We start from the raw sequence: 13,082 nt of genomic DNA on the forward strand, positions 1-13,082 counted from the left end.
TAGAATACCATAACGAACCTATCTACAAAAGAATAATAACTCATTTTATTATGTCCTCATGTAAAAAACACTAAACTTATTCACAGTGGATAAGTTTAGTGTTTTTAGTTATCCACACCTATTTTCCCCTCAAAAAAACCGGCACTCAATTGAGTAACCGGTCACTTGGAAGATATTACAACATGTCGATGTGGTTCTTTTCCTTCAGAAGTTGTAATGATATTTTGATGATTAGATAATGCTTGGTGGATAATCTTTCGTTCAAAAGATGGCATAGGCTCCAATACAACTCTTTTTTTCGTACTTACCACTTGTTTTGCTAATCGATAAGAAAGTGCTTCTAACGTAGCTTTTCTTTTACTACGATAATTTTCAGCATCTAATGTGATACCAATGTACTGCTTCGTATTACGATTCGCCACAAGTTTTGTTAAATACTGTAAAGAATTCAAGGTGTTTCCTCTTTTCCCAATTAAAACACCTACATTTTCGCCGTAAATTGTAAATTCAACTTCTCGTCCTTTTACAATTTTACTAATCTCAGCTTCCACACCCATATCGTGAATAACATTTTTTAAATATTCTTCACATTCTTGAATTGGATCTTTCTTCAATACAACTTCTACTACTGCAGGTCGGTTCCCAAATAAGCCTAAGAACCCTCTCTTACCCTCATCGATAATATTTATATATACTCGGTCTTTTGAAACATTTAATTGCCTTAAAGCATCCTGTACTGCCAGCTCGACTGTTTGTCCTTTAGCAGTAATTATACTCACTTGCTTGATCCTCCTGCCTTACTAGCCTTAATTTCCGGCCCTTTGATCAAGTACATTTGAGCGATACCAAAGATATTACCAACAACCCAGTAAAGTGATAATGCAGCTGGGAAGTTAATTGCAAAGATTAAAATCATGATTGGCATTAACCAAATCATCATTGCCATTTGCGGATTTTGACCAGCAGTTCCTGCCATAGCAAGTTTTTGCTGAATAAATGTCGTAATTGCTGCAACAACCGGTAAAATATATAACGGATCTGCTTGTCCTAAGTCGAACCATAAGAATGTATGCTTACTAATTTCTGATGTTCTCATAATCGCATGGTAAAACGCGAATAAAATAGGCATCTGAACAAAGATTGGTAAACATCCTGCTAATGGATTTACACCATTTTTTTGATACAACTGCATCATTTCTTGTTGTAGTTTTTGCTGCGTTGCTTGATCTTTAGAACTATATTTCTCTTTTAACTTCACCATTTCTGGTTGTAACGCTTGCATTGCTTTCGTACTCTTCGTTTGTTTAATCATTAATGGTAATAATGCAAAACGAATAATAAGAGTTGTAACAACAATCGCTAAACCGTAATTACTACCAAATAAGTTGGCAAAATACGTAATTAACTGAGAAAGCGGGTATACGAAGTATTCATTCCAAATTCCAGTGCTTTTTGGTGTAATTGGCTGATTTACTTCACTACAGCCAGCAGTAATCGCCATTAATGCAACAACCATGGCTAGTAAACCTAATTTCTTTTTCAAAGCCTACTCCTCCTTGTATCGGTATGTATATAGTGTAATTCATTTCCTTACGCTACTTTTTTATTCTTTTCATACCAGAGCGTTTAAAGACATGAATTAAGCTTTTCTTCAATTCTTCATATGTCATCTCTGCACAAGGCTTCCTTGCTATTATAACAAAATCTTTTCCAGAATCTATCTCATCTTTTAATTCTGTGATCGACTGGCGAATCATACGTTTAATTCGGTTACGCACTACTGCATTTCCTATTTTCTTGCTGACAGAAAGGCCAATACGAAAGTTTGGCTGCTCTTCTTTATCTAGTTGATACACAACAAATTGACGATTCGCAGTCGATTTTCCTTTTTGAAAAACCGTCTGGAATTCATCATTCTTTTTTATACGATGTTTTTTCTTCATATCAATTGACACTCCTGTAGTTCATCAGCGGAAATTCACTATTATTAGAAAAAAAGACCACTGAACGATCAGTGGTCTACGCAGATAATACTTTTCTTCCTTTACGACGACGAGCTGCTAGCACTTTACGTCCGTTCGCTGTGCTCATACGGCTGCGGAAACCATGTACTTTGCTGCGCTTACGTTTATTTGGTTGGTAAGTTCTTTTCATTATATGACACCTCCCTGAGGAATATCTGTTAAAGACAGTCTTATAAATTATAGTTAATCAACTAGGAAAATGTCAATGGTTCTAGAAATTTTCATCAAATATTCATTTTGAACCTATTCACATACTTTTTCACAGACGCTATATTTCCTTGTGGATAAATATTTTTTCTTGTTTTTTATATCCACAAACTCTTTTCGTACTTTTACACAGTATATCGTGTTGTGGACAAGTTTATTCCACAAGGTATTGATTTTGTGGATAACTTTCTTAATTTCATTGCTATAGCTACTTTTTTTTGATATTATAGTTGTGTTTTCACTTTGAATAAGTTTTCCACATCTTTATCTTATCCACAATTTGTGTATAACATGTGGACAGTTTTAATCACATGTGGGTAAATGATTATCCACATTTGCTTTTTTTGTCGAAAACCCTATCTCATATACAAACGACGTTTTTAGGTTTTAAAATACGTTTCGTATAAATATACATTTTATATTTATTTAGGTTGTACATTTGTTGCGCAACCTTATTCTTTTACCATCTTAGTAAAGGAGGGACACCTTTGGAAAACATCTCTGATTTATGGAACAGCGCCTTAAAAGAACTAGAAAAAAAGGTCAGTAAACCAAGTTATGAAACATGGTTAAAATCAACGACCGCACATAATTTAAAGAAAGATGTATTAACAATTACGGCTCCAAATGAATTCGCCCGCGATTGGCTAGAATCTCATTATTCAGAGCTAATTTCAGAAACACTTTATGATTTAACAGGGGCAAAATTAGCTATTCGCTTTATTATTCCCCAAAGTCAAGCTGAAGAGGAGATCGATCTTCCTCCTTCTAAACCGAATTCAGCACAAGATGATTCTAATCATTTACCACAGAGTATGCTAAATCCAAAATATACGTTTGATACGTTTGTTATTGGCTCTGGTAACCGTTTTGCTCACGCTGCTTCATTGGCCGTAGCCGAAGCGCCAGCTAAAGCATATAATCCCCTCTTTATTTATGGGGGAGTTGGACTTGGAAAGACCCATTTAATGCATGCAATTGGTCATTATGTAATTGAACATAACCCAAATGCCAAAGTTGTATATTTATCATCAGAAAAATTTACAAATGAATTCATTAATTCTATTCGTGATAATAAAGCTGTCGATTTTCGTAATAAATACCGCAATGTGGATGTTTTATTGATAGATGATATTCAATTTTTAGCGGGAAAAGAACAAACTCAAGAAGAGTTTTTCCATACATTCAATGCATTACACGAAGAAAGTAAACAAATTGTAATTTCCAGTGATCGGCCACCAAAAGAAATTCCAACTTTAGAAGATCGTCTTCGTTCTCGCTTTGAATGGGGACTCATTACGGATATTACGCCACCAGATTTAGAAACGCGGATTGCAATTTTGCGCAAAAAGGCAAAGGCTGAAGGACTTGATATACCAAATGAGGTCATGCTTTATATTGCAAATCAAATCGATTCAAATATTCGTGAACTAGAAGGTGCACTCATCCGAGTTGTAGCTTATTCATCTTTAATTAACAAAGATATTAATGCTGATTTAGCAGCCGAAGCACTTAAAGATATTATTCCAAATTCTAAACCAAAAATTATCTCCATTTATGATATTCAAAAAGCTGTAGGAGATGTTTATCAAGTAAAATTGGAAGATTTCAAGGCGAAAAAGCGAACGAAATCAGTTGCCTTCCCTCGCCAAATTGCAATGTATTTATCACGTGAACTGACAGACTCCTCCTTACCTAAAATAGGTGAAGAATTCGGTGGACGTGATCATACAACAGTTATCCATGCTCATGAAAAAATTTCTAAGCTACTTAAGACGGATACGCAATTACAAAAGCAAGTTGAAGAAATTAACGATATTTTAAAGTAGTAGCTGAATAGTGTGAATAACTTTCCTTGTTTTACGCACAGTCTATCCACATGTAGATAGACTGTTTTTACATCCTTTAACAGGGTTATCCACATATCCACAAGCCCTATTACTATTACTACTATTTTTTATCTTTATTAATTAAATAAAATCTTATACTTACCGGAGGTTTTTCTTTATGCGTTTTACAATACAAAAAGACTATCTTGTAAGAAGTGTACAAGATGTAATGAAGGCTGTTTCTTCTCGTACAACAATTCCGATCCTTACGGGGATTAAAGTTGTCGCTACGGAAGAAGGAGTTACATTAACAGGAAGCGATGCTGATATTTCAATTGAATCTTTCATTCCAGTTGAAGAGAATGGAAAAGAAATCGTAGAAGTGAATCAATCAGGAAGTATTGTTTTACAGGCTAAATATTTTAGTGAAATTGTAAAGAAGTTGCCTAAAGAAACTGTAGAAATTTCTGTGGAAAATCATTTGATGACAAAAATAACTTCTGGAAAATCAGAGTTTAATTTAAATGGTTTAGATTCTGCAGAATATCCATTGTTACCACAAATTGAAGAACATCATGTTTTTAAGATTCCAACGGATTTACTTAAACATATGATTAGACAAACTGTATTTGCAGTTTCCACTTCTGAAACAAGACCAATCTTGACAGGTGTAAACTGGAAGGTATATAACAGCGAACTAACTGGCATTGCTACAGATAGTCACAGACTAGCTCTTCGAAAAGCAAAAATCGAAGGCATTGCAGATGAGTTCCAAGCAAATGTTGTTATTCCAGGAAAAAGTTTAAATGAATTAAGCAAAATTCTAGATGAGTCTGAAGAAATGGTAGATATCGTTATTACGGAGTATCAAGTATTATTCCGTACAAAACATTTATTATTCTTCTCAAGATTGTTAGAAGGAAATTACCCTGATACAACTCGCTTAATTCCAGCGGAGAGCAAAACAGATATTTTTGTAAATACAAAAGAATTTTTACAAGCAATTGATCGTGCATCTCTTTTAGCAAGAGATGGTCGTAATAATGTTGTAAAATTATCAACTTTAGAGCAAGCAATGCTAGAAATTTCCTCGAATTCACCAGAAATCGGAAAAGTAGTAGAAGAAGTTCAATGTGAAAAAGTAGATGGAGAAGAGTTAAAAATATCTTTTAGTGCAAAATATATGATGGATGCACTAAAAGCATTAGATAGTACTGAAATTAAGATTAGCTTTACTGGAGCAATGAGACCATTCTTAATTCGTACAGTAAATGATGAATCCATTATTCAATTAATTTTACCGGTTCGTACTTACTAAGTAAGAAATAAGGGTTGCTAGTTTTCAGATGCTAGTAGCCCTTATTTGATTTTTGGGTATTACTTTCCTAATGCTAGTTTATTTAGTACAATGAAAGAATGAACACTTTCAGAAAGTGAGCGATTTTATGAAACGTATTAAAATTTCAACAGAGTATATTACACTAGGGCAATTTTTAAAGTTAGCCGATGTAATTGATACAGGTGGCGCTGTAAAATGGTTTTTACAAGAATATGAAGTGTACGTGAATCAAGAACTTGAAAATAGAAGAGGTCGCAAACTATATGCGAACGATATTATTGAAATTCCAGGAAGCGGAAGTTTCCAAGTTCAGTCATAAAGGGGGAGCCCTTTGTTTATTTCAGAAATACAATTAAAAAACTATCGCAATTATGAAAAGTTAGAGCTTTCCTTTGAAGATAAGGTAAATGTAATTATCGGCGAGAATGCGCAAGGGAAAACGAATTTGATGGAAGCTATTTATGTTTTAGCGATGGCGAAATCTCATAGAACCTCTAATGATCGCGAGCTTATCCGTTGGGATGAAGATTTCGGTCAAATTAAAGGAAAGCTACAAAAGAGAAATAGTTCTTTGTCTTTGGAATTAAATATCTCGAAAAAAGGTAAAAAGGCAAAATTAAATCAACTTGAACAACAAAAACTGAGTCAATATATTGGCGTGATGAATGTTGTCATGTTTGCCCCAGAAGATTTAAATCTTGTAAAAGGAAGCCCTCAAGTAAGAAGACGCTTTTTAGATATGGAATTAGGCCAAATAGCTCCGGTCTATTTGTATGAATTGAGTCAATATCAAAAGGTGCTCACACAACGAAATCACTTGCTAAAAAAGATGCAAGGGAATAGTAAGAATGAGGAAACGATGTTGGATGTATTTACACTTCAACTTATTGAGCATGGTACAAAAATTTTGCAAAAACGCTTTGAATTTTTGCATTTACTACAAGAATGGGCAGCTCCAATTCATCGTGGTATAAGCCGTGGGTTAGAAGAATTAGAAATTGTCTATAAACCGAGTGTAGATGTATCAGAATCAATGGATTTGTCGAAAATAAAAGAAGTATACTATGAAAGTTTTCAATCCGTGAAACAACGTGAAATTTTCCGTGGTACGACTTTAATTGGTCCTCATCGTGATGATTTACAATTCTTCGTTAATAGTAAAAATGTTCAAGTCTTTGGTTCGCAAGGACAACAACGAACGACCGCACTGTCCCTAAAATTAGCTGAAATTGAATTGATTTACTCAGAAGTTAAAGAATATCCGATTCTTCTATTGGATGATGTATTATCAGAATTAGATGATTATCGTCAATCGCATCTGTTAAATACAATTCAAGGAAAAGTGCAAACATTTGTGACAACGACGAGTGTCGACGGAATTGAACACGAAACATTAAAAGAAGCGAAAACAATTCATGTAACGAACGGCACGGTAGATTGTGAAATAGATAGGGCGTAATCCCTGTTTAAATGGAAAAGTAGGTGATCTTTGTGTCAATGGAACAAAAGCAAATGCAAGAAAATTCATATGATGAAAGTCAAATACAGGTACTTGAAGGGCTAGAAGCAGTTCGAAAACGCCCTGGTATGTATATTGGATCTACAAGCGGAAAAGGACTTCACCATCTTGTATGGGAAATCGTCGATAATAGTATTGATGAGGCACTTGCAGGGTACTGTGATGAAATTAACGTTAGTATCGAAGAAGATAATAGTATTCGTGTAACGGATAATGGACGTGGTATTCCAGTTGGTATACAAGAAAAAATGGGACGTCCTGCTGTAGAAGTTATTATGACCGTTCTTCATGCTGGTGGTAAGTTTGGCGGCGGCGGTTATAAAGTTTCTGGTGGTTTGCATGGTGTTGGGGCATCTGTAGTAAATGCCCTATCAACAGAACTAGAGGTATTTGTACATCGTGAAGGTAAAATCCATTATCAAAAATACGAAAGAGGTATTCCGGTTGCGGATTTAAAAGTCATTGGTGACACAGATCAAACAGGAACGATAACTCGATTTAAACCAGATCCAGAAATTTTTCAGGAAACAACAGTATACGAATTTGATACGCTCGCAACTCGTATGCGTGAATTAGCATTTTTAAATCGTAATATTAAATTAACAATTGAAGATAAACGTGAACATAAGCAAAAGAAAGAATTCCATTATGAAGGTGGAATTAAATCATACGTCGAGCATTTAAATCGCTCAAAACAACCAATCCATGAAGAACCTGTATACGTAGAAGGATCAAAAGATGGTATTCAAGTTGAGGTTTCCTTACAGTATAACGAAGGATATACAAATAATATCTACTCATTTACGAATAACATTCATACGTATGAAGGTGGAACACATGAAGTAGGGTTTAAAACAGCTTTAACTCGTGTGATTAACGATTATGGACGTAAAAATAGTATTTTAAAAGATGCAGACAGTAACTTAACGGGTGAGGATGTTCGTGAAGGTTTAACTGCAATTGTATCAATTAAACATCCAAACCCACAATTTGAAGGACAAACGAAGACGAAACTTGGGAATAGTGAAGCAAGAACGATTACAGAGTCTGTGTTTTCAGAGGCATTTGAAAAGTTCTTACTAGAAAACCCGAATGTTGCACGAAAAATCGTAGAAAAAGGTACGATGGCAGCACGTGCACGTGTTGCAGCGAAAAAAGCACGTGAATTGACACGCCGCAAGAGCGCATTAGAAGTTTCAAGTTTACCTGGTAAATTAGCAGATTGCTCTTCGAAAGATCCAGCAATTAGTGAAATTTACATTGTAGAGGGTGACTCTGCCGGTGGATCAGCAAAACAAGGGCGTGATCGTCACTTCCAAGCGATTTTACCGCTAAAAGGTAAAATTATTAACGTTGAAAAAGCAAGATTGGATAAAATTTTATCTAACGATGAAGTGCGTACAATTATTACTGCAATTGGTACGAACATTGGCGGCGATTTTGATATCGAGAAAGCTCGTTATCATAAAGTTATTATTATGACGGATGCCGACGTAGATGGTGCGCATATTCGTACCCTATTATTAACGTTCTTCTATCGTTATATGCGTCAAATTATTGAACACGGTTATATCTATATTGCACAGCCACCGTTGTTTAAAATACAACAAGGTAAAAAAATTCAATATGCTTATAATGAAAAAGAGCTTGAAAAGATTTTAGCTGAATTACCAGCTCAACCTAAACCTGGTATCCAACGTTACAAAGGTTTAGGAGAAATGAACCCAACCCAGCTTTGGGAAACAACAATGGACCCAGAAGTGCGTTCATTACTCCAAGTTTCCCTTCAAGATGCAATTGAAGCAGATGAAACATTTGAAATTTTAATGGGGGATAAAGTAGAGCCACGTCGTAACTTTATCCAAGAAAATGCAAAATACGTGAAAAACCTTGATATTTAAATGAGTAATGACAGGAATCTGAGTATTCCTGTCTTCTACATATAAATCAATGTATGTGTAACGGAAATGTAAGAGGAGGTGCTCGTTGATGTCAGACAATCAACAACAAGCACGAATTCGAGAAATTAATATTAGTCATGAAATGCGTACCTCATTTTTAGATTACGCAATGAGTGTTATCGTATCTCGTGCATTACCAGATGTTCGTGATGGATTAAAACCTGTGCATCGTAGGGTTTTATATGCGATGAATGATTTAGGAATTACAGCTGATAAAGCGTATAAGAAATCAGCACGTATTGTTGGTGAAGTAATCGGTAAGTATCACCCTCATGGTGATTCAGCTGTTTATGAAACAATGGTACGTATGGCGCAAGATTTCAGTCAACGTTATATGCTTGTTGATGGGCATGGTAACTTTGGATCTGTCGATGGAGATTCAGCGGCAGCAATGCGTTATACAGAAGCAAGAATGTCTAAAATCTCTATGGAATTAATACGTGATATTTCAAAAAATACGATTGATTATCAAGATAACTACGATGGTTCTGAAAGAGAGCCGATTGTATTACCAGCGCGCTTTCCTAATTTACTAGTAAATGGTACGACAGGTATTGCAGTTGGTATGGCAACGAATATTCCGCCCCATCAACTTGGCGAAGTAATTGATGGCGTATTGGCATTAAGTCATAATCCCGATATTACTATTGCAGAATTAATGGAGTGCATTCCAGGACCAGATTTCCCGACGGCAGGTTTAATTTTAGGAAGAAGTGGTATTCGTAGAGCTTATGAAACAGGACGCGGTTCTATTATACTTCGTGCTAAAGTTGAAATTGAAGAGAAGTCAAATGGCAAACAATCTATTATCGTAACGGAACTACCTTATCAAGTAAATAAGGCGCGATTAATTGAAAAAATTGCAGAATTAGTTCGCGATAAGAAAATTGAAGGTATTACAGATTTACGTGATGAATCAGATCGAAATGGTATGCGTATTGTTATGGAAGTACGTCGTGATGCCAATGCTAATGTATTATTAAACAACTTATATAAACATACAGCACTTCAAACAAGTTTCGGTATTAACATGCTGTCTCTTGTAAATGGAGAGCCACAAGTGCTGAACTTAAAACAAAATTTATATCATTACTTGGAACATCAAAAGGTAGTAATTCGTAGACGTACAGCTTATGAACTAGAAAAAGCAGAAGCGCGTGCTCATATTTTAGAAGGATTACGAATTGCCTTAGATCATCTGGATGAAGTTATTACATTAATTCGTAGTTCGAAAACAGCGGAAATTGCAAAGCAAGGTTTAATGGAACGTTTCGGCTTAAGTGAAAAACAAGCGCAAGCTATTTTAGATATGCGTTTGCAACGTTTAACAGGTTTAGAACGCGAAAAGATTGAACAAGAATATCAGGACTTAATGAAGTTAATCGCTGAATTAAAAGCAATCTTAGCAGATGAAGAAAAGGTTCTTGAGATTATTCGTGAAGAATTAACGGAAGTAAAAGAGCGCTTCAATGATAAGAGACGCACAGAAATTACAATTGGTGGTATGGAGTCTATTGAAGATGAAGACTTGATTCCAGAACAAAATATCGCCATTACGTTAACTCATAATGGTTATATTAAGAGGTTACCAGCTTCCACGTATAAAACACAGAACCGTGGTGGACGTGGTGTGCAAGGAATGGGGACAAATGATGATGATTTCGTAGAGCATTTATTAACTACTTCTACGCATGATCATATTCTATTCTTCACTAATAAGGGGAAAGTATACCGTACGAAAGGATATGAAATCCCAGAGTATAGTCGTACAGCGAAAGGTATACCTATTATTAACCTATTAGGTGTAGATAAGGGTGAATGGATTAACGCCATTATTCCAATTCGTGAATTTGGTGACGATGAATTCTTATTCTTCACAACAAAACAAGGTATCTCTAAGAGAACACCACTTTCATCATTTGCAAATATCCGTACGAATGGCTTAATTGCAATCTCTCTTCGTGAAGAGGATGAAGTAATATCTGTACGTTTAACATCTGGTGATAAGGATATTATTGTAGGAACAAGCAATGGTATGTTAATTCGTTTTAACGAGCAAGATGTGCGTTCTATGGGACGTAACGCGGCTGGTGTAAAAGCAATTACATTAGGTGAAGAAGATCAAGTTGTAGGTATGGAAATTGTCGAAGAGGATGTAAATGTTTTAATTGTAACGAAAAATGGTTATGGAAAACGTACGCCGATTGATGAATACCGTCTACAAAGCCGTGGTGGTAAAGGTCTGAAGACTTGTAATATTACAGATAAAAACGGGAAATTAGTAGCTGTTAAATCTGTAACAGGTGATGAAGATATTATGTTAATTACAGCAGCGGGTGTTATTATTCGTATGCCAGTTGATCAAATCTCTCAAATGGGACGTAATACACAAGGTGTTCGTCTAATTCGATTAGAGGATGAGCAAGAGGTAGCGACAGTAGCAAAAGCACAAAAAGATGATGAGGAAGAAACGAGCGAAGAGGTTTCTTCAGAAGAATAAGAGGGGAGATATCTCCCCTCTTTATTTTTTTATAATAATACTTGCATAGGGACGGGAAAGCCTATATAATAGGCAGAGTCAGCAAATGAGAGATATAAGTTATCGAAAAAACTTGTTGACGAAAATAATATACTATGATATATTATAAAAGTCGCTGAAACGCGATGTTGAACTTTGAAAACTAAACGAAACAAACAACGTGAAACGTCAATTTTTATTTTAGATGCTAGACAAACTAACTTTATTGGAGAGTTTGATCCTGGCTCAGGATGAACGCTGGCGGCGTGCCTAATACATGCAAGTCGAGCGAATGGATTAAGAGCTTGCTCTTATGAAGTTAGCGGCGGACGGGTGAGTAACACGTGGGTAACCTGCCCATAAGACTGGGATAACTCCGGGAAACCGGGGCTAATACCGGATAACATTTTGAACCGCATGGTTCGAAATTGAAAGGCGGCTTCGGCTGTCACTTATGGATGGACCCGCGTCGCATTAGCTAGTTGGTGAGGTAACGGCTCACCAAGGCAACGATGCGTAGCCGACCTGAGAGGGTGATCGGCCACACTGGGACTGAGACACGGCCCAGACTCCTACGGGAGGCAGCAGTAGGGAATCTTCCGCAATGGACGAAAGTCTGACGGAGCAACGCCGCGTGAGTGATGAAGGCTTTCGGGTCGTAAAACTCTGTTGTTAGGGAAGAACAAGTGCTAGTTGAATAAGCTGGCACCTTGACGGTACCTAACCAGAAAGCCACGGCTAACTACGTGCCAGCAGCCGCGGTAATACGTAGGTGGCAAGCGTTATCCGGAATTATTGGGCGTAAAGCGCGCGCAGGTGGTTTCTTAAGTCTGATGTGAAAGCCCACGGCTCAACCGTGGAGGGTCATTGGAAACTGGGAGACTTGAGTGCAGAAGAGGAAAGTGGAATTCCATGTGTAGCGGTGAAATGCGTAGAGATATGGAGGAACACCAGTGGCGAAGGCGACTTTCTGGTCTGTAACTGACACTGAGGCGCGAAAGCGTGGGGAGCAAACAGGATTAGATACCCTGGTAGTCCACGCCGTAAACGATGAGTGCTAAGTGTTAGAGGGTTTCCGCCCTTTAGTGCTGAAGTTAACGCATTAAGCACTCCGCCTGGGGAGTACGGCCGCAAGGCTGAAACTCAAAGGAATTGACGGGGGCCCGCACAAGCGGTGGAGCATGTGGTTTAATTCGAAGCAACGCGAAGAACCTTACCAGGTCTTGACATCCTCTGACAACCCTAGAGATAGGGCTTCTCCTTCGGGAGCAGAGTGACAGGTGGTGCATGGTTGTCGTCAGCTCGTGTCGTGAGATGTTGGGTTAAGTCCCGCAACGAGCGCAACCCTTGATCTTAGTTGCCATCATTTAGTTGGGCACTCTAAGGTGACTGCCGGTGACAAACCGGAGGAAGGTGGGGATGACGTCAAATCATCATGCCCCTTATGACCTGGGCTACACACGTGCTACAATGGACGGTACAAAGAGCTGCAAGACCGCGAGGTGGAGCTAATCTCATAAAACCGTTCTCAGTTCGGATTGTAGGCTGCAACTCGCCTACATGAAGCTGGAATCGCTAGTAATCGCGGATCAGCATGCCGCGGTGAATACGTTCCCGGGCCTTGTACACACCGCCCGTCACACCACGAGAGTTTGTAACACCCGAAGTCGGTGGGGTAACCTTTT

General features: G+C 37.3%; 10 protein-coding genes and 1 rRNA gene. 7 read left to right on the plus strand and 4 right to left on the minus strand.

Features of this window, described 5'->3' with window-relative positions:
• Positions 1-161: 161 nt before the first annotated feature.
• The 4 genes from jag to rpmH form a co-directional block, all read right to left on the minus strand.
• Entirely contained in the window at positions 162-779 is a 618-nt protein-coding gene (gene jag / locus ACTFSI_RS12275) for an RNA-binding cell elongation regulator Jag/EloR (protein ID WP_000022810.1), read from the minus strand.
• Positions 776-1,543, minus strand: coding sequence for a YidC family membrane integrase SpoIIIJ (gene spoIIIJ / locus ACTFSI_RS12280; protein ID WP_000727745.1), 768 nt, complete (start codon positions 1,541-1,543; stop codon positions 776-778). Before spoIIIJ ends, jag begins: the two co-directional genes overlap by 4 nt.
• Before the next feature lie 52 nt (positions 1,544-1,595).
• Positions 1,596-1,943: a ribonuclease P protein component gene (gene rnpA / locus ACTFSI_RS12285; RefSeq protein WP_000726629.1), complete on the minus strand. Its 348-nt coding sequence runs from the start codon at positions 1,941-1,943 to the stop codon at positions 1,596-1,598.
• A 76-nt stretch (positions 1,944-2,019) separates the two neighbouring features.
• Positions 2,020-2,154 carry a 50S ribosomal protein L34 gene (gene rpmH, locus ACTFSI_RS12290; RefSeq protein ID WP_000831901.1) on the minus strand — a complete coding sequence of 45 codons (135 nt, stop codon included), beginning with the start codon at positions 2,152-2,154 and terminating at the stop codon, positions 2,020-2,022.
• A gap of 565 nt (positions 2,155-2,719) precedes the next feature.
• Here rpmH and dnaA point away from each other — a divergent pair.
• From dnaA to ACTFSI_RS12325, 7 genes are all read left to right on the plus strand, one after another.
• The gene (dnaA, locus tag ACTFSI_RS12295) at positions 2,720-4,060 is read left to right on the plus strand and encodes a chromosomal replication initiator protein DnaA (protein WP_000428025.1); all 1,341 of its coding nucleotides are present in this window, start codon (positions 2,720-2,722) and stop codon (positions 4,058-4,060) included.
• 178 nt (positions 4,061-4,238) lie between these two features.
• Positions 4,239-5,378, plus strand: a complete 1,140-nt coding sequence (gene dnaN, locus ACTFSI_RS12300; protein ID WP_001212896.1) for a DNA polymerase III subunit beta — start codon at positions 4,239-4,241, stop codon at positions 5,376-5,378.
• Positions 5,379-5,505: 127 nt separating this feature from the next.
• The gene (yaaA, locus tag ACTFSI_RS12305) at positions 5,506-5,718 is read left to right on the plus strand and encodes a S4 domain-containing protein YaaA (RefSeq protein WP_000821367.1); all 213 of its coding nucleotides are present in this window, start codon (positions 5,506-5,508) and stop codon (positions 5,716-5,718) included.
• A gap of 12 nt (positions 5,719-5,730) precedes the next feature.
• On the plus strand, positions 5,731-6,858 hold the full coding sequence (gene recF, locus ACTFSI_RS12310; protein ID WP_000470750.1) for a DNA replication/repair protein RecF: 1,128 nt from the start codon (positions 5,731-5,733) through the stop codon (positions 6,856-6,858).
• A 38-nt stretch (positions 6,859-6,896) separates the two neighbouring features.
• Positions 6,897-8,819: a DNA topoisomerase (ATP-hydrolyzing) subunit B gene (gene gyrB, locus ACTFSI_RS12315; RefSeq protein WP_000435991.1), complete on the plus strand. Its 1,923-nt coding sequence runs from the start codon at positions 6,897-6,899 to the stop codon at positions 8,817-8,819.
• Between the two features lie 88 nt (positions 8,820-8,907).
• Positions 8,908-11,379: a DNA gyrase subunit A gene (gene gyrA, locus ACTFSI_RS12320; protein WP_001282850.1), complete on the plus strand. Its 2,472-nt coding sequence runs from the start codon at positions 8,908-8,910 to the stop codon at positions 11,377-11,379.
• 241 nt (positions 11,380-11,620) lie between these two features.
• Positions 11,621-13,082, plus strand: a 16S ribosomal RNA gene (locus ACTFSI_RS12325); the annotation flags it as partial.

Source organism: Bacillus cereus group sp. MYBK101-2, assembly GCF_051918845.1.
Classification (GTDB): Bacteria; Bacillota; Bacilli; order Bacillales; family Bacillaceae_G; genus Bacillus_A; species Bacillus_A paranthracis.

Bases quoted from the DNA above. Each gene is read 5' to 3' on its own strand.
- gyrB (WP_000435991.1), top strand. From the start codon at position 6,897: ATGGAACAAAAGCAAATGCAAGAAAATTCATATGATGAAAGTCAAATA.
- rpmH (WP_000831901.1), bottom strand. From the start codon at position 2,154: ATGAAAAGAACTTACCAACCAAATAAACGTAAGCGCAGCAAAGTACAT.
- yaaA (WP_000821367.1), top strand. From the start codon at position 5,506: ATGAAACGTATTAAAATTTCAACAGAGTATATTACACTAGGGCAATTT.
- rnpA (WP_000726629.1), bottom strand. From the start codon at position 1,943: ATGAAGAAAAAACATCGTATAAAAAAGAATGATGAATTCCAGACGGTT.
- gyrA (WP_001282850.1), top strand. From the start codon at position 8,908: ATGTCAGACAATCAACAACAAGCACGAATTCGAGAAATTAATATTAGT.
- dnaN (WP_001212896.1), top strand. From the start codon at position 4,239: ATGCGTTTTACAATACAAAAAGACTATCTTGTAAGAAGTGTACAAGAT.